Raw genomic sequence first — 20916 nt, forward strand, 5'->3', positions numbered from 1 at the left:
TTCTAGCACAGGGGCCAATGCCCTCCGTTCGGCCGTGCAGCTAAAGTCGATGCACCCAAAACAACTCATGCCGTCTTACGGACTTGCGGAAGAACTCATTTTCCCCGGTCCGGGGCCACCGCCGGCCTGCGAGAAGCCTTTGAATCAGGCGCCGTACTTGGCGTTTCCAAGGCAGCGGGCCTGCCAGGTCGTGTTGCATCCCAAGCGCCATGGCTTTGTCCAGTTGTATCGCGGCCGGTAATACCGGGCTCCATAAAGGATACGCAGCAAGCGGCTCGATACCGGGTGGGAGCGCTATGCCACTGCCCGCCGGGCCCATGGGCCAACGATCGTTATCGTGCAAATGGTTGGCGTAATAAAGTGCATAACTGGGCTTCCATGTGCTGGTGCTCATAGCCTCGAACAACGCCTTGGTTCCAGCTACATGGTCGGGGTGGGGGTCCAATTCAGGGTGAGGAGTAATCAGGACCTCCGGGCGAAAATGCTCCATCAATGCTACGAGATCGGCAACGAGGTTAGTCCAGGTTGGCTGACCGTCCCGATCCGCAGGTAGTGCCAATGGGTTGCATTTGCGTACTGAACGCACGTCCGTTTCGCCAGAGACCGTCGAGCCGAACGCGTCGGCCGGAGCCGCAGCCATGCGTGGCAATTGCAGGCAGTAATAGCCAAGCTGCACACAATGTGTTTGCTTGACGCCACCCCACAGAGGCGCCGCCAAGCTGTCCCAGCTACGCAGCCGCCCCTTGAGTTGCGCAGCTTGTTGGGGCGAAAGCCCAAACGCTTGATAGGCCTCAGCCTCAACCTCGCCCTGGGTCAACGTGACGATGCTGGCCTCGGCACAGCGTTGGTATTGGCCAAAGGCGGACAGTTCGGCATCGTCGGCGTGTGGTGCAACAACCATAAGGCGGTGGTTGGCAAAATCGGGATTGCCCATCACGAATAGGCGCGCAGCTCCGGCTAGATGGCAATGCTTCCCCTTCAGCCGTAGAGTACCGCCCTCCAGCGCTTCACGCTGCCCGGACAGGTTCAGGTAGCGAACCCCTCGGACACCCCGTTCGAAGTCCTGGCGGTCATCGCCGATTTGCACCCACGGATCAAGCAACCACCCCAGGAGGTGGCCGTGAAGCTTCACCTCGAGAATCAGCGTTTCACCGGGGGGAAGACGCATCGACGCTATCGGGAGACCCTCGTGCAGGTTCAAGGGCAGCGGTTGGACATCTGCAGGAAAGGCGTACTGGTAATCATCGGCGGGGCTATAGAACAGATGATCCGCGAACCAGGCCTCGTGACAAAGCCAGCACAATATGACCATGGCTAGCGCGGCCCATGGACTCACTAAAGCGCCCACGGCAATAGTCACCACTACAAACACCAAGAGCCCTACGCGTTTGCGACGACGATGCGCCCTAAGCAAGACCTGTTTACGCTCGGCCATTTTCATACCTCGAACACTGGCACGCTCTCACACCAGCGATCCTTGTATTCCCGATCGCCGCGCCCAAATGAGTAACGTAGCGTTTTCCCAAGGGCGCGGGCACGGTCCCACTCTTGCTGGGTATTGATGAAACTAAGCACGCTACCCGGGCTGAACGCCCGGCTCAGCGGATCGACACCGCCATTAATGTACTCGACCGATACCCATGCAGGGCTGTCCACCCGGTAAAGGACTTGGATCGCAACCGGAGCTGATTCGAGCAGAATTACGGATCCGGTCATGAACTCTCGTAACAGCCCGAACACTTCCGGCAACCGATCACTAGCAGGTACCGGGCGCTCCCAACGCCGTTGAAAAAGGTCCGCGTAGATACCGGCGAGTTCGCCAGCTGTGAACGATGCGATAGGCACCACCGCTCCGCCTGCCTCTTCGAGCAAACGTAGCTCGCGACGCTGGTTGTAGCGAAACTTCTTCGAATAGTCTTCCGGCATGCGCGCCATCGCTAAGGTTTCTGCCTGAGGGCGCAATGTGCTCACGGTCGCTTCGTTCAGCGCTGATACATACCTCCCGCGTTGACGAACAGGCACGCGGGTATCAGGTGCGACAGGAATGATCACCTCGGCATTCCCTAAGTCGAACAACCCACGTTTGCGCAAGCGTTTAAGCACATCCTTGCTAAGCGCCAGATCCCTCCCCCAACAAGGTATACCCGCGATCAAGGTGCCCGCTTGCTCGTAACCTAAATAGCGCAGCGGGATATCAGCGAGGCCTGAAAGGCGCTCGACTATCGAGGGGTGAGTTGCGACGCTGCCACCAAAGGCCGACCAAAGCGTTGCGTAGTCCTGAGCAGAGATTTGCGTCCAGCCGCGCTCTCGCCAACAGCGCAACGCGTTCAGCATGGATCGCTCACCGCTTGCCCTTGCGCCGACCCGCCCTCCTCGAACTGCCGGGCATGAAGCCTTGAGTAGTAGCCGTTCAATGCCAGCAACTGCGCATGTGAGCCTCGCTCGACGATCCGACCTTGATCCATGACCAGGATCAAGTCCGCTTTCTCGATTGTCGTCAAGCGGTGAGCGATAACCAGGGTGGTCCGATTCTTCATGACTTCGTCGAGCGCTGCCTGGATGTGCCGCTCAGACTCGGTATCAAGCGCCGAAGTCGCTTCGTCGAGGATTAGCAAAGGCGCGTTTTTCAACAAGGCTCGTGCGATCGCTAGCCGCTGCCGCTGGCCACCGGAAAGGAGCACACCGTTCTCGCCCACAAGGGTCTGGTATCCCTCGGGCATCCGATCAATGAACTCATCGGCATAAGCGGCCTGCGCGGCACGCTTGATCTCTTCCAGCGGCGCATCTGCCAAGTCGCCATAGGCGATGTTGTTGGCCACAGTGTCATTGAACAGCGTCACCGCCTGGGTAACCAATGCCGTATGTCGGCGCAGATTACGAAGGCGATAGCTCTGGACCTCTACGCCATCAAGAAGAATTTGACCCTCACTATGCTGATAAAAGCGGGGCACAAGGCTGGCGAGAGTCGACTTGCCGCTCCCGGAGCGCCCCACAAGCGCCACCATCTGCCCAGCCTCAGCCACAAAGCTGATTCCATCGAGTACGGGCCTGTCGGTGCCTGGATAGCTAAAGCTCAAGTTCCGTACTTCCAGCCTGCCGGTTACCCGCTCTACCTCAACGGTCCCGTCATCGACTTCCGGTGCTTCATCCAACTGTTCGAAAATACTCTCCGCGCCCGCTACGCCTTTCTGAATGGTAGAACTCACTTCCGACAACTGCCGAATCGGCTTGGGCAACAGGCCCGCCATAGTGATATAGGCCACTAGGTCACCGGCTGAAGAGTCGCCACGTAAATAAAGCACAAGGAACATGACAATCGCCATGCCGGTATAGGTCACCAATTGCAGCATGGGGGTGTAGACCGCTCCGGTCTTGGTCATTTTCAATTGCCTATCAGTGTTGCTCTGGCTGGCTTTCTGGAACCGTGATTGTTCGTATTCTTCGCCGCCGAAACTACGCACCACTCGATAGCCTTGGATGGTTTCAGAGGCGACATGGGTGACATCTCCCATCGCCACCTGAACCTTCTTGCTCTGTTTGCGGAATTTCCGACTGGTGCTGTTCACCATCAATGCGATCAACGGCAGTATGGCCACCATCACAAGTGTAAGTTTCCAGTTCATCCACAATAGCGAAACGAATAGAAATACAACCGTCATGCCTTCTCGAATGACGACTTTGATCGCGTCCGTCGCAGCGCCGGTCACCATAGTCACGTTGAATGTGATGCGGGAGATAAGGTGCCCGGAGTTGTGGTTGTCAAAATACCGATTCGGCAGCTCGAGCAGCTTGTTGAACAGGACGATTCGCAGGTCCTGAATCAAACCCAGCGAGACTCGCGCCAGGAAAAAGTTGCCGATGTAGGAACCGACTCCCTGCCAAATCGCGATGATCACAATCATCAATGGCACCGCCTGAACCAGTTGCAACTGTCCTAGCCAAGGGTTGCCAGGGAACAGCGATGCCTCCGGGTTCGATAGCCCGTCTACAAAATATTTTAGGATGTACGCCAGCATTGGCTGGGTGGATGCGAAGATCAGGAAGCCCACAATACTCAGCAAGAACAGGCCTATGTACGGCCGTACATAGGTCAGCAGGCGCATGTAGATTTTCAGGGTCGACTGAGGCTGAGTGGGAAAATTGCTCATGGTGTTCCGTGAAGAAAAAAGAGCCACTTTAGCACAGCCTCCCCAGGGCATGGATGAAGCAGGCGGGCCAAGTGACTCCATCTCGGGTAAGCTATTCGACCCCTTTTCCGAGGAGCATCAATGCAAGCGCTCAATCATCCAGCCTACCTGGCCCTACGCGAGGGTGCGGAAGTCATCGAGGCCGATGGTTCTGGGGATAAGGTGTTGGGGCTACGCGACGGCAGCATGCTTAAATTTTTCCGCCGAAAACGCTTGGTCAGCTCAGCGCTGCTGTTCCCCTATGCGAAGCGATTTGCTAGCAACGCTCGTGCCCTGCATCGTCGACAAGTGCCTTGCCCCGAGGTCATAGCGGTTTATCGGATTCCAAGCATCGAGCGTGACGCCGTGCACTACCTGCCCCTGGCTGGGCGTACCGTGCGTCAGCTGTTCGAAGGTGACGCGCCCCCCGCCCTGCGCTTTGAGCTGGGCCAATTTGTCGCGCGGCTTCATGCGCATGGGGTGTACTTCCGCTCACTTCACTTGGGCAATATTGTGCTCACCCCAGATCAGCAGCTTGGGCTCATCGATATAGCGGACTTAAGTTGCCAGCGCAGGCCATTGTCCACCGGCAAACGGCTACGCAACTTTCAACATATGGTGCGCTACAAGGCCGATATGCACTGGTTGCTCGCCGACAGCGCCGGCAGCCCATTCCTTGAAGGATACAGACTCGTGTTGGGCGATAGTCCCGCAAGCCACACGCTGATGCCACGCCTTAGCACGTTGTTTGGCTGATCAGCACCACCACCCCCTTACAGTAGGTAGCGCATAGGCGCATCGATCTCAGCGCCTGAAGACTATGCGGCTCAATTTCTTGAAGTAGTCCCAGCGCAACGCTTGTGCTGGGCTCAGCCTGAACGCAAGCCAGTAGTAACGCCTGGCGCCCGCCCAGTCCTTGGCGAGAATGGAGTTACGGAACAGCGAAAGGTAGCGCTGGGCTTTATACCGGCAGCGTAGCGGCTGGCAAGGTGCCGGGAGCGTGGCGAAGACCTCCTCGACAATGGCCAGGGCCGTCCGCTCTTCATCGCGAGTATTGCGCAAACTATCGGAATGCCTATGAATCCTGGCGATTGGTTGCGCAATAGTTCCCACCTGCCCGCTCACGAGAACGTAGGCAAATACCGGTATATCCTCACCCGCTTTCAGGTTTTCCGGATAAGGACGAGCGAGCAAACAGGCTCGCCTGAACAATGTGCAGCTGTGCGAAATGGCGATGCGCTTTTCCAACAGATACTGCCGCGCCATTGCGTATTCAGGCATCGCTAATACCGCGGCCGGCATCCGGGATTTTTCTTTCCCATCTGGCCCTACCGATATATGACCGCCTAACACAACATCCAGCTCGGGCCTCGATGAGACCGCCTCCTTGAACGCCGCCAACGCAGTAGGGGTCAGTTCGTCATCGGCATCCAGTGGCAGGATATATTCACCGCGAGCCCTGCGTATGCCCGCATTACGTGCGGCGCCGGCGCCGGCGTTGCTCTGCGTTACCACATCAACCACCGGCCAGCGGCTAGCGTATTGACGAAGCAATTCCAATGTTCCGTCGGTCGAGCCGTCGTCTACAACAATGACTTCAATATTTTCCATTACCTGAGAAGTAATGGAATCTAATACCCGGGTTAGATAATGAGCGTAGTTATAGGTGGGTATAACCACGCTGATCAGGATATTCCTTGGACTCATCCCAGCTCCGAATCCTTGACCACCAACACATCCTCCATGATCAAGTACTGCAGGTCCGAGCCAAAGAACATGTTCAAGGCATCGGTTGGCGAGCAGATCATCGGTTCGCCGCGGCGGTTGAGCGAGGTGTTGAGCGACACGCCGTTACCGGTGAGGTCTTCCAGCGCCTTCATCATGTCGTAGTAGCGCGGGTTGTATTCGCGCTTGAGCACCTGAGCGCGCGAGGTGCCGTCTTCGTGTACCACTTCCGGCACGCGGGTTTTCCACTCGTCCGCCACTTCGAAGGTGAAGGTCATGAAGGGGGCGGGATGGTCGACCTTGATCATCTGCGGCGCCACGGTGTCGAGCATGGACGGGCAGAAGGGGCGCCAGCGTTCGCGGAACTTGATCTGGTGATTGATGCGATCCGCCACGCCCGGCACGCTCGGGCAGCCGATGATCGAACGGCCACCCAAGGCCCGCGGGCCGAACTCCATGCGCCCCTGGAACCAGGCCACAGGGTTGCCATCGACCATGATCTGGGCAATCTGCTGCGGCATGTTTTCGATTTGCCGCCACTTGGGTTTGCTGGGATGACGGGCGCAGGCGGCGATCACGTCTTCGTTGCTGTACGCGGGGCCGAGGTACACGTGCTCCATCTTCTCCACCGGCACGCCACGTGCGTGGGAGACATACGCCGCTGCGCCGACGGCGGTACCGGCGTCACCGGAGGCCGGCTGCACGAACAGCTCTTTCACGTCCGGGCGGGCGATGATCTTCTGGTTCAACTTGACGTTCAGCGCACAGCCGCCAGCGAAGGCCAGCTTGCCGGTTTCTTTCAGCACGTCGCCCAAGTAATGGTCGATCATCTGCAGCGCGAGCTTCTCGAACAGCGCCTGCATGCTGGCCGCGTAGTGAATATAGGGCTCGTCGGCGATGTCCCCTTCCCGCTTGGGCCCCAGCCATTCGATCAGCTTGGGCGAGAAGTAGAAGCCCTTGCCCTTTTCCTTGTAGCGGCGCAGGCCAATCACGTTGGCGTAGTCGGTGTTGATTACCAGCTCGCCATGTTCAAAGGTAGCCAGGCGCGAGAAGTCGTACTGGCTAGCATCGCCATACGGGGCCATGCCCATGACCTTGAATTCGCCATCGAGCATTTCGAAGCCGAGGAATTCAGTGATCGCGCCGTAAAGGCCGCCCAACGAGTCCGGGTCGTAGAACTCCTTGAGCTTGTGGATCTTGCCGTTTTCGCCGTAGCCGAAGAAGGTGGTGGCGTATTCGCCCTTGCCGTCGATCCCCAGGATCGCGGTTTTCTCGGTGAAGCCTGAGCAGTGGTAAGCGCTGGAGGCGTGCGCCAGGTGGTGCTCGACCGGCTCGATCTTCACTTTCTTGGGATCAAAGCCCAGTTGCTCAAGGCACCAGACGATCTTCTTGCGGTAGCGCTTGTAGCGGCGGTTGCCCATCAGCAGGGCGTCCAGCGCACGGTCCGGGGCATACCAATAGCGCTTGGCATAGTGCCAGCGGGCCTTGCCGAACAAGCTGATCGGGGCAAACGGAATGGCGACCACGTCGACATCCGCCGGGGTGATACCGGCCTGTTCGAGGCAGAATTTCGCCGATTCGTAGGGCATGCGGTTCTTGGCATGCTTGTCCCGCACGAAACGCTCTTCTTCGGCGGCAGCGATCAGCTTGCCGTCGATGTACAACGCTGCGGAAGGGTCGTGGCTGAGGGCGCCGGACAGCCCGAGAATCGTCAATGCCAAGGGTCAGAGCCTCTGTGTACTCAATACGCGCCAGCTGGGCGCCAATATTGCTGTTAATCGAAAACGCGCGAGTATAACCCAACCGCTCGCGAGCCAATACCTATGCACGCCCAGGCGCTCGCCGTGCAATGGCAGGCTGCCCCCCTTTTTCTCAGGGGCACGCCAATGACCGAACATTACCAAACCGACCCAATGACCCAGCTGGACACCCTGGATAACCTCCTTTCACAGGGCTTGGCACAGCTACCCACGTTACGCTCGGTCGTCGAGCAACGCTTCAGGGATGCCATGCCCACCCCGCTGGCCGAAGTGCCACTGGAACAGCTGTACCTCGGCGGAAAGTCACTTATTCAGCATCTATGTGCCGTGGCGCGAGGGGCCTCGTTGGTTGAAGGCCTTATACAACGCCGGCTTCCCAACGGCTTTGCACCCATCAGCGAGCAGGAACATCATTGGGCGCGGCGATTCCTCGAGCGCACTGGACATGATTTGAAGCAATTGCACCTCGACGGGCTCACGCGCTTTTGGGCAGTCGTTCGGGTAAGCGGGAAGCCGGCGCGCCAGTGGCTGATCGAATTGTGCCGGGAGCATCTGCGCAGCCAGGCTCGCCTGCGCCATGCCGACCGCACCTTAGGCGAAGTGGCCTACCGGCAATTGCTGGACGTGCTCGGGGGTGCGACTGCCGCCCCAACGTGGAAAGGCGCCGTGACCTTGCACAGCGGCTATGCTCGCTGGGTGCTGCCAGGGGCGTTCGTGGTCTGCCGGCTCGACCCTCGCCGGTCGCTCGCCGAGCCTGTGGTGCTGAGCACCTGGACCCACGGCCTGGAAACATTCGAGTCCCTGCAAGCGCTTTATCAGGAACTCGGCGAGCGTTTGGAAGACGATCGCCAGGGTGCCGCCCTGCTCGCCTCGCTCGACCCTGAACGGCAAAGCGCCTCACTGCGCTGCAACGGCTTGACCTTCGAACCCATCTCCGGCGATTTGCTTGTGTTTCTTCAGCTCAGCCTGGAGCGTCGCCAACACGCCGTCGTCCGCCACGCCTGGGCGCACGCCGAAAAATACCTGCAACAGGATGACCTCGGCTCCGCCAGCGATGTCCTCGCCGGCGCGGCCAACCCCTATGCACTGTTGTCCAGCCAAGGCCCAAGGCTCACCCGCTATATGCTCCTGCTGGAGCGGGACATGCCCGCCTGGATGACTCGCATGTCGCAACCGCAGCGCTTGGAGTTGCTGCAAGGCATGCGCGAGTTGGGGCTGGCCACTGCCAATGCGATCGCGCCAGGGCTGCCCTCCGCCCGAGAATTCGCCGACCCCCAGTGGCTGCGCCAATATGCCCATGACCAATTGACCCAGCTGCTGGAGCCGTTAGGCATCACGTTATCTCCGGAGCGGATCCTTATCTCCGTGACGTCGAGCGACCCAGGTGGCCCGCTGGTCAATCCGCTCCACCCGTCCGGGTCCGTGCCTGCACGGGTATCCGGGCATACCAGCAGTTCCGTCATTTTGACCACACAAACCCGGACCCTGGTTCAGCTGGCCATAGAAAACATATCGCCGCTCGACTGGGACTATTTCCTCACCGCCAGGGTACGGGACGACGCAGGGCGGCCCATTCCGGGGCTAAGCCCGGCCAAGGTACGCCAACTGGTGCGCCGGGCTAATGTCGGCGGCGAGTATGGGCGCTATCTGTTGCGCCGCCTGCGCTATGGGCCAGAAGCCGAATGGCGTCGGGAACGGCATGCCCGGTTGTTGCGTGCAAAGCTCCAGGTCGAAACCCTCAAGGCCCGCTATCGCGAGCAACTTGGGCCTGGAGGGCAGGCCGGGAGCTGGATATCGGCAGTGTTGGAGGCGCCCTCGCCAGCGCTACGGCGGAGGGTGGGCGGGCAGGCTGTCGGCGTATGGCAATTGTTCATTCGCAATACACCGATCGATGGGGTGTACCTGTTCGGCCCTGTGGGCTCCACCAGCGCGCAACCGGTTGCGCTCTACACCCCCGGAAGCCCGCTGCGACAAAGCTGGCGCTGGTTCAAGAACAGGCAAGCGGTCGCCACGCAGTGGTTGAACGATCCCGCTACCAAGCCGTACATCGTGCAACGTGTAGCTTTGGCTGAACGCGGCGCCATCGAGGCACTGCTCGGCACACCGGCATTGGCCTCGCATGTGGCAGCGCGGCCAGTGAGCCATAACTTTTTCGATAATGCCTACCGCTCAGAAACGCGGCTGGTGATGGCCAATGCCGATGCCCTGAGCGCGTCGAACCGGGAACTCAACCTGCAAGCCATCGCCGAAGTGGCGGTGACCCTTACTGAAATTGTTTGCCTGGTATTGCCCAGCCGCGTGGCAGGGGTGCTATCGCTGAGCCGGGCAATCTGGTCGTTCCTCCAAGCCTACCTGGCCGTTGGCGAGGAATCGGAGAGCGTAGTGCTGCTGCATGCATTCGATGGCTACGCGAACCTCTTCGAGGCCACGGTCGCCCTTTCAACCAGCCCACTGTTCGGCAAGCTCGCACGGCGCCTACCGTTAGGGGCGCCGGTTCCTTTGCATACCCATTATGCGATCAAGCAACAACGCGTTTATCTGCGTTACCGCCTTGTCACCGATTACGCAGAGGGGGTGTACGAAGCTCAGGGAATGGAAGGCGGCGCTTCGCAGTACTTCATTACTGATCGCGACGGACGTCAGTACGAAGTCCTTAACGACGGTGAGCACTGGCGAGTGGTTGATGCACGCATGCCACACGCTCGATACAAACCGATAGTGCGGCGCAACCGCGAAGGAAATTGGGAAATGGTCGATGAAATCCGCTGGCGTGGGCCGGTTCCGGATATCCCGGCGCTACTGCAACGTGTGCGGTTACCTGACCCGCCCGCGGGCGTGAGCCCGGGCTTACCGAGCGTTATCAATGGCCAGCATTACCTGCGCATTGGCGAGAGCGTGTTGGCGGTTCGCCCAAGCCTGCTGCCTGGGCGCTATACCGTCTTGATTCCACCGACTCAGCAGCCAGAGGCAGTGCTCACGGTGCTTTTCCGCCATGACCCCGCGCGCGGCTGGGAAGCGAAGGTACGGCAAAGCGACCTGAGCAGCGAGTGGTTCGAGCTCGGCTAAAACGCAGGGCCGTGCAACCGGCTCGCGGGATTCGCCACACCCCCGCAGCTCGGCTGACGCTACAAACGAGGCAGCCGTTCATCCAGCCGTTGATACAACGCGCTGGATGCCGGCCAGTTGCGCAAGAAACGCGCGCGATCCCGCCCATAGGCGGCAATGAAGCTGGCTTGGGAGGAGTACTGCTGCATGGCATCCAGGTCGATCATCGACCACTGGCCCCGCTCCCAGAACAGGTTGTACGCCTTCATGTCACCGTGGCTGATCCGCTCGCGGATCAAGCTGGCGAACAAGCGATCGAGCGCCTCCAACTGAGCTTCTGGAACTTGGGCATCGTCGACATGGGCGCTGAAGCACTGCATCAGGTCTGGCCCCTGCAAGTGCTCGGTGATCAGATAAGCGGAGCCCCGTAGGCCCAGCGTGCGGTGTTCCAGTACGCCCAAGGGGCGTGGCGTGGCAATGCCGAGAAAACCGAGGCGCTGCGCCTCGATCCACGAGTGCCAGGCGCGGCTGGGCCGCCAGAAGCGCTTGAACCAATGGGCCACGCCCTTGATGTTGTATCGCTTGATAAGCAGCGGGCGCCCATTGGCGTTGACCTTCGCAACCGTGGCCGCGCCGCCGGTCTTGTACAGATGGCCATGCTCGATCAGTTGGTCGGCATTGGCCAGCACGGGCAGGATCGCCGCCTCTTCATCGCGGGGGATCGCGCGCAGCATCGACGGCCCACGGCTAACGCTGAACAACGTGCAGTCGCGCCCCGCCTTGGCCAGCAGGTCGCGCAAGCGCCACGCGCGTACCTTGGCAATCTGTTTCTCCAGCGCCTCTAGCGGCAAGGCATGCTCGCTGTTGGCCAGCAGGTAGTACACCAGCAGCTCTTCAATAAAGGGCGATAACGCCTGAGGCAGCTGTGCGAAGAATACGCCCAGGTTCTCCAGCACCCGTTGCCGGGACAGGGGCTGGCCAGGTTGCTCGGCGCGCACGCCACCACCATCGACCACATAGACTCTCCCGCCGCAGCGCAACAGGTTGTCCAGGTGCAGGTCCTCCTGCCACAGGCCCTTGGCGTGCAGGCCGGCAATGGCCTGAAGGGCCTCGCCGAGCACTTGGGTCTGCGCATCGGCCAGCGGCTCCAGCGGCTCGATCTCGGCCCAGGCGGTGGCGAGGTTTTCAGCACCCTGGAGGAATTCGAACAGCAACCAGCCGCCTTCGCCCTCGCGCAGGCCCTCGGCCAGCAGCGTCGGCGTGGCCAAGCCTTGCGTCGACAGCAAACGGGCGCCCTCGCGCTCACGCTGGAACTGCCGCGCCGCGCGGGGCCCGACCAACAGCTTGGCGAGCACCGCGCGCCCGCGCCATACACCCGCCCCAACGTAACGCTGCCCCGGCAAAACCCGCAGCAAGGTAAGCAGTTGCAACTGGGCCGGGCCGGCGGCGTCGGCCAGGGTCAGGGAAAGTGGCAACGCCGGCGTTCGACCCGCCCGCGCCAACTGTTGCAAAGACATCAACGTGCCTCCTTGTGGCGCCGGCGCACAACCAGTTGCTCCATCCAGGCAGTGACCTGCGGGTCATTGGCGGGGGCTTGCAGATAAGCGGAAAGAAAGCCGCGTATATCCGTCTCGGACCAAGCCTGGGCCCGCCGCAGCAACGGTTCCAGATCCCGGACCCGGTCGCGCTGGCCAAGCCAGGTGCCGCGGGTTTTCTCAAGGTCGATCAGGCGTGCTTCGAAACCCTCACCCTCGGCACGCAAGAAGATGTGCTTGGGATAGAAGCAGCCGTGAACCAACCCGGCGCGGTGCAGCCGACGCGCCAGCTCACCGCATGCCTGCGTCAGCGCCGCACGGCGTGTGGAGGTGAGCACCGGCCACTGCGCCAGCCATGCGCCCAGCTCGCTCCAGCCATCCAGGGCACGGGTGAGCAGCATCGCTTGCCATTCACCATTGTGGTGGCGCTCGGCAAAGTAACTGGCTTCAAGGGCCGGGACCCCGAGCTGCTGGTAACGGCGAATGTTGCGAAATTCCCGGGCTACCGTTGGCTCCCCTAGTGGGTGGCGAAGGCTGCGGGTCAGGTAGTTGGCCTGGCGCTTGAGATAAAAGCCTTGATCGCCCAGGTCCAGGCGAAACACCTGGCTCCAGCCGCCTCGGCCAACATTGGCCTCATCGACGGCGGTCAACGGCAGCGCCCACAGCGTATCGAAAGCGGTGAAGCCCCGGCTGGCCAATAGGGCCTGGTCACCTGGCGCGATAAAGACCTTCATTCCCGGCCCTCGAAGAAACCGACGATATGCCGGATGCGTTTTTTATCCGAGGCATTGAGCCGATCGCGCCTGCGGTACTGCAGATAGAACCGTAACCGCTGAGTCGCGGACAGTTGGTACTTGGCAACCTTGTCCAGGCAGGCCAGGTCCTTGGTGATCCGGTAACGCAACATGAAACCCCACCAGAAGGCGCCATTGGGGCAGTCGATCAAGTACAGCGTGCCGTCGGCGTCGACCAGCAGGTTGCGCCACTTCAAGTCGTTATGGGTGAAGTGGTGATCATGCAGGGTGCGGGTATGCTGGGCGAGTTGCCGGCTGACGTGGTCGACCCAGCGACGGTCACGCAGGCGCGGGTCCTCGCGCCTGACCAGCAGCCAGAGGTCCTCGGTAGCCGGCAGTTCGCGGGTGATCATCGCGCCGCGCTCAAAGGAGCCGTTGTCTCGCTCCAGGCCAAAGCCCACCACCTGCGCCGTGGGAATGCCCCACTTGGCGAAGCGCTTGAGGTTCTGCCATTCGGCCTTTACCCGCGGCTTGCCCAAGTAACGGCGCAGGCCCTTGCCGGCACTGGTGTAGCGTTTGACGTAATACGCCACGCCCTGGTGCATCACTCGCACCAGCTCTGAGAGCGGGTCGCGGGTCAGCCGCTCGCCCTGAAGGGCGAACACCGCGTCCAGGCTACCGAATACGCTGGCCAGCTCCTCGCAGCCCGGGTCCAGTTTCCATCCGGCCATCAGAGCGCATCCCCGTAGCGTTGCTTGCGTGCGTACAGCTTGCTGGCCTTGTGCTCCAGCCAACTCAAGAGCGGTGCTTCGTCGCGAAGCACCTGGCGCAGCGGCTGCTGGAAGTAAGCGCGAAGAAAGCGCAGCTTGTCGCGGCGGGTAAGGCCGATGTCCAACGCAGAGAAATACAGCGCGGCCAAGTCCTTGTTGCGCCAGCGGCGAGTGATACGTGAGCGGGTCTGGGCGCGGTGCAGGTCGATCACCGACAAGCGAAAATCGGCCGGGTCGAATGGGCGATCGGTGTGCAGCAGGAAATGGCAGATATAGCAATCGCGGTGGTTGACCCCCGCGCGGTGCATGCCGCCGGTCATCTCTGCGACACGCTGGATCAACGCCCACTTCGTCCGCGGCGCCGGAGGCCGGGCGCGCCAGTCGAGGCTGTAGTCTTCCAGGCTGACGGTGGGCGCCAGTTCCTCGGTGACGATGAACGAGTGCTGCGCGGCAGGGTTGGCGCCACGCTCGCCATAAGCTACGGCGGTCATGGTCGGCACACCGGCTTCGTGCAAGCGGCGAATGGCAAGCCATTCCTGGCCGGCACCGAGCACTGGCAGCTTGGCGCTGAAGAGGTTCTTGAACACCTCGCCCCAGCCGATGCCACGATGGATCTTCACGAAGTACCCGCGCCCCTGAACCTCGGTACGCAACGTGCGGCGCCCTTCCAGCTCGCGGTATACCTGGCCCTGCAGGCCTTCGACCGCAACGAAGGGGTCCGCACCGGCCCACAGGCGCTTGAACGGCTCTGCCAACATCAGCTTCATGCTGCCCGCTCCTGCAAGATCACGTCGGCAGCATGTTCGGGCATGCTGTACAGGTCCGCATGGTCGGCGAAGGCCAGGCCGTTGCGCGACCACTCGGCGCGAGCGCGATCATCTTCGAGCAGCCGCTGCAATTGGCGGTTCAACTCACCCTGATCGAACGGCTCCGGGAGCACCACGCCGGCTTGCGCCTCGTCGATGTAATGGGCATACCCGCACACGGCGGTCACCAAGACCGGCAAGCCGGCCACCACGGCTTCGAGCAGCACGGTGCCAGTGTTTTCGTTGTAGGCCGGATGGATCAACGCGTCGGCACCCAGCAGGAAGCGCGGGATGTCGCTGCGCCCCTTCATGAAGCGGACCTGATCGTTCAGGCCCAAGGCGGTGCTTTGCAGTTGGAACACTTTGGGATCGTCCTGGCCGATCACGAACAGCCGGGTGCGCTGGCGCAGCTCAGGCGGCAGCGCGGCGAGCGCCTTGAGCGAGCGATCGACGCCCTTGGTCTTGAACCCCGAACCGATCTGCACCAGCAACCTGTCCTGCGCGCCCAGGCCGAACTCCTCGCGAAACGCGGCGCGTACTTCGGCGGCGTTGGCCGGCGCCCGGCGGTCGAGGGAGATGCCAGGGGGTAACAAGTGGAAACGGCTATCGGGTGTGCCGTAATGCTTGATGAACAGCGGCTGCTGTACCTGGGAAATCATCAGCACTTCGGTCCGTGCTTCAGGAGCGAACACCGCACGCTCGTACTCGGCGAAGTGCCGGTAGCGGCCCCAGCGGCGATACAGCGGGTTGCGCAAGGTTTGCGCCTTGTCTTCATAGCAACCGTCGGCGGCGTAGTAAACGTCCAGCCCCGGCATCTTATTGAAGCCAATCAGCCGATCCACCGGGCGCCGGGCCAGATCCGCGGCCATCCAGGCGCTGAGTTTTTCGTTGCGCCGATGATTGAACAGGGCCTTTACGGGCGCTACCAACACTTCGAAGCCAGCTGGCACATCGCCCTCCCAGATCAACGTGTACACGCGAATCTGGTGGCCGCGCCGCTGGCATTCAAGGGCGATGCGCATGAAATCGCGTTGCAATCCGCCGAACGGGAAGTATTTGTATAGAACGAAAGCCAATTGCATCAACGCAGGTCCTCGGCCAACAACAGCGCGCTCAGGCGTCCTGCCACTCGCTCGGGGTTCACGCGGGTGAAGCACAGCGGCCACTCGCGCTTGATGTCGTGCCGGCGCAGGTCTTCCGGCGTCGGCTTGTAAGTGCAGGTTTTCTGCAGGCAGGGTGCGCAGGGCCAGTCGCTGCCCAAGTGTTCCTGGGCGCGCCCGTAGGCACCGGTCAGGCCTGGATTGGTCGGCCCATACAGCGACAGCGTAGGCACGTCCAGCGCAGCGGCCAGATGGCCCAGGCCGGTGTCCACGGCCACGCAGGCGCGGGCCTTGACCAGCACGTCGGCCACGCCGGCCAGGTTAAGCTTGGGTAGCACCGCCACGTTGTTCAGGCCCGCGGCAATGCGATGGGCGCGGCGAAACTCCGCCTCGTTGCCCCAAGGCAGGCGCACGCCGATATTGGCCAGCCTTAGCCGCTCGGCCAGCTCGCGCCAATAGGCCTCTGGCCAGTGCTTGCTGTCCCAGGTGGTACCGTGCAGGAACACCACGAAGGGCACCGGATGCGGCACCGCCAGCTGACGCGAACGGCTTAGGCCGTATTGCCCCAGGGTATGCGGCAGGTCATAGCCCAACGCCAGCGCGAACAGCTGGCGTACCCGCTCCACGGCGTGCTGCCCACGCACCACGCCCAGCTTACGGTCATAAAAACGGCTAGCCAGCGGCTCGCGGGCCGAACGTTTGTCCAGCCCGGCTACCGGAGCCTTGACGTAGCGAGTCAGCCAAGCACTTTTCAGCAAGCCTTGGGCGTCGATCACCAGGTCGTAGTGGCGTTCGCGCAGCTGCTGCTTGAAGCGGCGCCACTCGCCGGTTTTTATCGTTTGCCAGAGGTTCTTGCGCCAGCGGCGCACCGCGACCGGGATGACCTTATCGACCGCCGGATGCCAGGTAGGGAGTTCCGCGAAACCCTCCTCTACCACCCAATCGAAGCGGATCCCGGGGATGGCCCTGGCGGCATCGGTAAGCGCTGGCAGGCTGTGGATGATGTCCCCGAGCGACGAAGTCTTGATCAGCAATACCCGCACTTAATCGGCCCCTGCCATGAGGTGGCCAGCGTCTGCCGGCTCCATGCCTTGCAGGGCGTCCACGACTCGCTGTGAGTCGAGCAGGCGCAGGCAGTTGTAATGGCCGAAGCGGCAGGTGCGCTCAAAGCACGGGGAGCAATCGATACCCAGGCGTACAACCGCGACCTGGTCGGCCAACGGCGGGGTAAAGCCTGGCGAGGTAGAGCCGTAGACCGCCACCAATGGACGGTTCAATGCGGCCGCCACGTGCATCAGCCCCGAATCGTTGGAAACCACCGCCGCGGCGCAGGACATCAGGTCGATGGCCTCGGCCAGCGAGGTGTTGCCGCACAGGTTGATGGCTTCCTCGCGAAGGCCTGGGATCAGCCGATCGCGGATAGCCTCTGCGACGGGCTGATCCTTCTGCGAACCGAACAGCCATACCTGCCAGCCCTGGCGGATACGCGCTTCGGCGACTTCCGCATAGTGCTCGGCCGGCCAACGCTTGGATTCGCCGAACTCCGCCCCTGGGCATAGTGCAAGCACGGGGCGGTCCAGCATGAGATCGAACCGCGCCAGTGCCTCGGCGCGGCTGGCCGGGTCGATGCGTAACCGCGGCTGCGGGTACGGCGTAGGCAGCTCTTCTCCGGGCGGGTAGGCCAGGGCCATGAAGCGCTCGATCATCAGCGGGTAACGGGCTTTGTCCAGCACGCGCAGGTCGTTCAGCAGGCCATAGCGGAATTCGCCTTTCCACCCGGTGCGCCGGGCTACACCGGCGAAGAATGGCACCAACGCGGACTTGAGCGAGTTCGGCAACACAATGGCCTGATCGTACTGGCCCCTGAACGAGCGGCCGATCTTGCGGCGAGTCGTCAGGTCCAGCACACCGTGGCCGAGCGGGAAGCTGAGTGCCTGCCGCACCTGGGGCATACGCTCGAGGATCGGCCGGCTCCACTCCGGGGCGAGCACGTCGATCTGGCAGTCGGGATCGCGGTCCTTCAGGCACTGGAACAGCGTCTGGGCCATCACCATGTCGCCGACCCAACTGGGCCCGATGATCAGAATTCTCATGGGTTTCCCGCAAACGATCGGGGAGGCCGACGCCTCCCCATGGATTTCAACAACATGCAATTCAGCCTAGCCCCAGCCCCGCCCAGATCCGCATGACTTCGCGGCGCTCGGCAACGAATTGGTCCCCGGCGATGACCCCCGCCTGTTTCTGCAAGGCGCGCCGGTGGGCGGCGGAGCGGTAGGCCTTGTAGGCTTCGCGCAGCAGGCTGGCATCGGCGGCGGGCAACAATTGCGCTTGCTCAAGCCCCTCGAGGATCCGGATGTTATCGGTGTAGCGCAACAACGCAGGGTGCTCGCGCGACCAGGCCAAGGCCGCGTATTGCACCATAAATTCAATATCGACGATACCTCCGGCGTCTTGCTTGATATCGAACGGCATGTGCGCATCGAAGGCGTTATCGCCACGCCCGGCCGCGGTGGCGCGGGTGCCGAGGTTATCGCGCATCTTGGCGCGCATTTCGGTCACCTCTTCACGCAGGCGGTGCACGTCGCGCTCACGCCCTAGCACGGCCCCGCGAATGCTTTCGAAGGCGCGGGCAACATCGGCGGCACCCACCAACACCCGCGCGCGTACCAGTGCCTGATGCTCCCAGGTCCAGGCTTCCTGCTGCTGGTAGCGCTCGAAAGCGCCCAACGAGCTCACCAGCAGCCCGGCCGCGCCCGAAGGCCGCAGGCGCATGTCGACGTCGTAGAGCTGGCCGGAGTTGGTTTGCGTGGTCAGCAGGTGGATGATCCGCTGTCCCAGCCGGGTAAAGTACTGAGCGCCATCGATCGGCCGCGCGCCGTCGGTTTCCGCCAGGCCATCGCCATCATGGATGAACACCAGGTCCAGGTCCGAGCCATGGCCCAGCTCCAGGCCGCCCATCTTGCCGTACCCGACGATGATGAAGCCGGGGTCGCACAAGCTGCCGTCGGGCCTCAAGGGTGTGCCATGCCGCGCCACCGTCTGGCGCCAGGCCAGGGCCAGCACCTCGGCGAGAATCGCCTCGGCCAGCCAGGTGAGGTAATCGCTGACTTTCATCAGCGGCAGGGTGCCGGCAATTTCCGCAGCTGCCACGCGTAAGCTATGGGCGAGCTTGAAATGCCGCAGCGCTTCCATCTGCTGCTCCAGGTCGTCCTCGGGGATGCGCGCCAACCGCTCACGCAACTCGGCGGCCAGCTCCGGCGCCAGCGGCGGGTTGAACAGCCGCGCCTCGTTGAGCAGCTCATCGAGCAACAGCGGGTAGCGAGTCATTTGCTCGGCAATCCACGGGCTGGCCGCGCACAGCGTGAGCAATTGCCGCAGCGCGCTGGGGTTCTCGGTAAGCAGCACCAGGTACGCGGAGCGGCGCGCCACGGCTTCGACCAGCGGCAACACCCGTTCGAGCACCAGGTCCGGCTCGGCATGCTCGCTGGCCTGGGCCAGCAGGCGCGGGATGAAGGCATCCAGGCGTTCACGCCCCATCCGTTGCATGGCCCGCAGCTGGCCGCTGTTGCGCAGGCTAGCCAGCCGCTCGAGGGCCTTGGGTGGGTCCGCGAAGCCACCTTCGGCCAGTTGCCGGCTCGCCGCTTCGTCGTCCTGGCGCTCTTCCCACAGCGGCAGCCATTCGGCACCCACTACGATATCGCCGCCGTCATCGTCTTCGTCGGGATCGGCGATCACGCCGCGAAAATGCCAATCGATCCGCCCTCGCCAGCGCATCAGCTCGGCGTGGAAGGCCGCCCAACCCTCAAAGCCAAGCATGAATGCCACGCGCGCCTGGTCCAGGGGAGTATCGGGCAGCATCTGGGTCTGGCGATCGGCGATCGCTTGGAGCGCGTGCTCCGTGTAGCGAAGAAATTCATAGCCCTGGCGCAACTCGGTGATCACTTCTGCCGGCAGATAACCTTGGCGCTCAAGGGTGGAAAGTACGCCGAGCAAAGGCCGCTGTTGCAGGCTCAGGTCACGCCCGCCATGGATCAGCTGGAATGCTTGGGCGATGAACTCGACTTCACGGATGCCACCGGCGCCCAGCTTGATGTTGTCCGCCATACCCTTGCGCCGGACTTCCTGCTGGATCAGCTGCTTCATCGTCCGCAGGGCTTCGATCGCCGAGAAGTCCAGGTAACGCCGGTAAACGAACGGCCTTAGCATCGCCAGTAATTGCGCCCCAGTGGCCTGGTCCCCCGCCACCACCCGCGCCTTGATCATTGCGTAGCGTTCCCAATCCCGGCCCTGGTCCTGGTAGTACTGCTCCAACGCATTGAAGCTCAGCACCAGGGCACCTACCGAGCCGTAAGGGCGCAGGCGCATGTCCACGCGGAACACGAAACCGTCCACGGTCACCGGGTCCAGCGCCTTGATCAGGCGTTGGCCGAGGCGAATGAAAAATGCCTGGTTATCGATCGAACGGCGGGCCCCCTGGGTTTCGCCGCCCTCTGGATACGCGAAGATCAGGTCGATGTCCGAGGACAGGTTCAGCTCTCCGGCGCCCAGTTTGCCCATCCCCAGCACAATCAGCGGCTGCGGCTCACCTGAGCGGCGGCCTACCGGCGTGCCCAATTGCTGGCAATAGCGTGGATATAACCATTGGTAGGCCTCGTCTATACAGGCATCGGCCAGGTCAGACAAATCGCGGCAGGTGCCTTGAAGGTTGGCCAGGCGCAGCAGGTCCCGCCAGATGATGCGCACCTGTTGCCGGGTTCGCTCGCGGCGCAAGGCACTGCCGAGGGTGTCCTCGTCAACGCAACGTGCCAGCGCGGTGCGGACCTGCTGGCGCAATTCACCGGGGGCGAGCTCGCGATCCAGCTCCCCGCTTTGCACCAGCCCGAGCAACATGGCGGGGTCGCGGCAGGCCTGTTCGTAGACGAAGTCGCTGGCAGCGCTGACCCGGCCGAAGGCTTCTGAATGCGCTGGCGACCAGTGAGCCGTGCCGTCAGCCACGCCAGCGAGGGCTTCCTGAAAGGCCGCCATACGCGCGGCAGCCGTTGCCTGCAGCACGTCGGGCAGTGGGATCGGCTCCGGACGGCTCATGGTCTATCCTTCAGGTCGCTCGCTACCACGCGGCGCCTTTGAAAGCCTGCGGCTGATCGGACTGTCCAACAAAGGTTATAAATAGCTGAAACTTGATGAGCTGTGGCAGTGGGCATCAATAAATACCTTTTTCAGGCTTATTTTCGATCAGCTGGATCGGCTATATACACAACCCGAGGTAGGGTTCGAG

At 62.0% G+C, this 20916-nt stretch carries 15 protein-coding genes; 2 read left to right on the forward strand and 13 right to left on the reverse strand.

Going from position 1 to position 20916, the window contains the following annotated elements; genetic code table 11:
- Positions 1 to 40: 40 nt before the first annotated feature.
- From OGL93_RS05080 to msbA, 3 genes are read right to left on the reverse strand one after another with little or no spacing between them, the layout of a single operon-like run.
- The gene (locus OGL93_RS05080) at positions 41 to 1435 is read right to left on the reverse strand and encodes a PIG-L family deacetylase (protein WP_263261292.1); all 1395 of its coding nucleotides are present in this window, start codon (positions 1433 to 1435) and stop codon (positions 41 to 43) included.
- Positions 1436 to 1437: 2 nt separating this feature from the next.
- Positions 1438 to 2334, reverse strand: a complete 897-nt coding sequence (locus OGL93_RS05085; RefSeq protein WP_263261293.1) for an antimicrobial resistance protein Mig-14 — start codon at positions 2332 to 2334, stop codon at positions 1438 to 1440.
- Positions 2328 to 4148, reverse strand: coding sequence for a lipid A export permease/ATP-binding protein MsbA (gene msbA, locus OGL93_RS05090; RefSeq protein ID WP_263261294.1), 1821 nt, complete (start codon positions 4146 to 4148; stop codon positions 2328 to 2330). Before msbA ends, OGL93_RS05085 begins: the two co-directional genes overlap by 7 nt.
- 120 nt (positions 4149 to 4268) lie before the next feature.
- Here msbA and OGL93_RS05095 point away from each other — a divergent pair, with 120 nt between their 5' ends.
- Complete coding sequence (locus OGL93_RS05095; RefSeq protein WP_263261295.1) at positions 4269 to 4922, forward strand: toluene tolerance protein; 654 nt, start codon at positions 4269 to 4271, stop codon at positions 4920 to 4922.
- Between the two features lie 48 nt (positions 4923 to 4970).
- Here OGL93_RS05095 and OGL93_RS05100 read toward each other — a convergent pair whose 3' ends face one another.
- Positions 4971 to 5873 (reverse strand): glycosyltransferase family 2 protein, encoded by a 903-nt coding sequence (locus OGL93_RS05100; protein ID WP_263261296.1) that lies wholly within the window; start codon positions 5871 to 5873, stop codon positions 4971 to 4973.
- Positions 5870 to 7612: a carbamoyltransferase gene (locus OGL93_RS05105; RefSeq protein WP_263261297.1), complete on the reverse strand. Its 1743-nt coding sequence runs from the start codon at positions 7610 to 7612 to the stop codon at positions 5870 to 5872. Before OGL93_RS05105 ends, OGL93_RS05100 begins: the two co-directional genes overlap by 4 nt.
- Before the next feature lie 165 nt (positions 7613 to 7777).
- Between OGL93_RS05105 and OGL93_RS05110 the strand changes: the two genes are divergently transcribed.
- Entirely contained in the window at positions 7778 to 10717 is a 2940-nt protein-coding gene (locus OGL93_RS05110) for a DUF6543 domain-containing protein (RefSeq protein ID WP_263261298.1), read from the forward strand.
- A gap of 59 nt (positions 10718 to 10776) precedes the next feature.
- Here OGL93_RS05110 and OGL93_RS05115 read toward each other — a convergent pair whose 3' ends face one another.
- The 8 genes from OGL93_RS05115 to glnE all read right to left on the reverse strand — a co-directional run bounded on the left by OGL93_RS05115 (position 10777) and on the right by glnE (position 20666).
- Positions 10777 to 12213 carry a lipopolysaccharide kinase InaA family protein gene (locus OGL93_RS05115; protein ID WP_263261299.1) on the reverse strand — a complete coding sequence of 479 codons (1437 nt, stop codon included), beginning with the start codon at positions 12211 to 12213 and terminating at the stop codon, positions 10777 to 10779.
- On the reverse strand, positions 12213 to 12965 hold the full coding sequence (locus tag OGL93_RS05120; RefSeq protein ID WP_263261300.1) for a lipopolysaccharide kinase InaA family protein: 753 nt from the start codon (positions 12963 to 12965) through the stop codon (positions 12213 to 12215). The genes OGL93_RS05115 and OGL93_RS05120 overlap by 1 nt, the downstream gene beginning before the upstream one ends.
- Positions 12962 to 13696, reverse strand: a complete 735-nt coding sequence (locus OGL93_RS05125) for a lipopolysaccharide kinase InaA family protein (RefSeq protein ID WP_263261301.1) — start codon at positions 13694 to 13696, stop codon at positions 12962 to 12964. The genes OGL93_RS05120 and OGL93_RS05125 overlap by 4 nt, the downstream gene beginning before the upstream one ends.
- Entirely contained in the window at positions 13696 to 14502 is an 807-nt protein-coding gene (gene rfaP, locus OGL93_RS05130) for a lipopolysaccharide core heptose(I) kinase RfaP (protein ID WP_263261302.1), read from the reverse strand. The genes OGL93_RS05125 and rfaP overlap by 1 nt, the downstream gene beginning before the upstream one ends.
- Complete coding sequence (locus tag OGL93_RS05135; RefSeq protein ID WP_263261303.1) at positions 14499 to 15623, reverse strand: glycosyltransferase family 4 protein; 1125 nt, start codon at positions 15621 to 15623, stop codon at positions 14499 to 14501. The genes rfaP and OGL93_RS05135 overlap by 4 nt, the downstream gene beginning before the upstream one ends.
- The gene (gene waaC, locus OGL93_RS05140) at positions 15623 to 16684 is read right to left on the reverse strand and encodes a lipopolysaccharide heptosyltransferase I (RefSeq protein WP_263261304.1); all 1062 of its coding nucleotides are present in this window, start codon (positions 16682 to 16684) and stop codon (positions 15623 to 15625) included. Before waaC ends, OGL93_RS05135 begins: the two co-directional genes overlap by 1 nt.
- On the reverse strand, positions 16685 to 17734 hold the full coding sequence (gene waaF, locus OGL93_RS05145; RefSeq protein ID WP_263261305.1) for a lipopolysaccharide heptosyltransferase II: 1050 nt from the start codon (positions 17732 to 17734) through the stop codon (positions 16685 to 16687).
- A 61-nt stretch (positions 17735 to 17795) separates the two neighbouring features.
- Positions 17796 to 20666, reverse strand: coding sequence for a bifunctional [glutamate--ammonia ligase]-adenylyl-L-tyrosine phosphorylase/[glutamate--ammonia-ligase] adenylyltransferase (glnE, locus tag OGL93_RS05150; RefSeq protein ID WP_263261500.1), 2871 nt, complete (start codon positions 20664 to 20666; stop codon positions 17796 to 17798).
- Between the last annotated feature and the right edge of the window lie 250 nt (positions 20667 to 20916).

Origin of the sequence: Pseudomonas sp. RIT-PI-S (genome assembly GCF_025642975.1) — a bacterium.
GTDB lineage: Bacteria > Pseudomonadota > Gammaproteobacteria > Pseudomonadales > Pseudomonadaceae > Aquipseudomonas.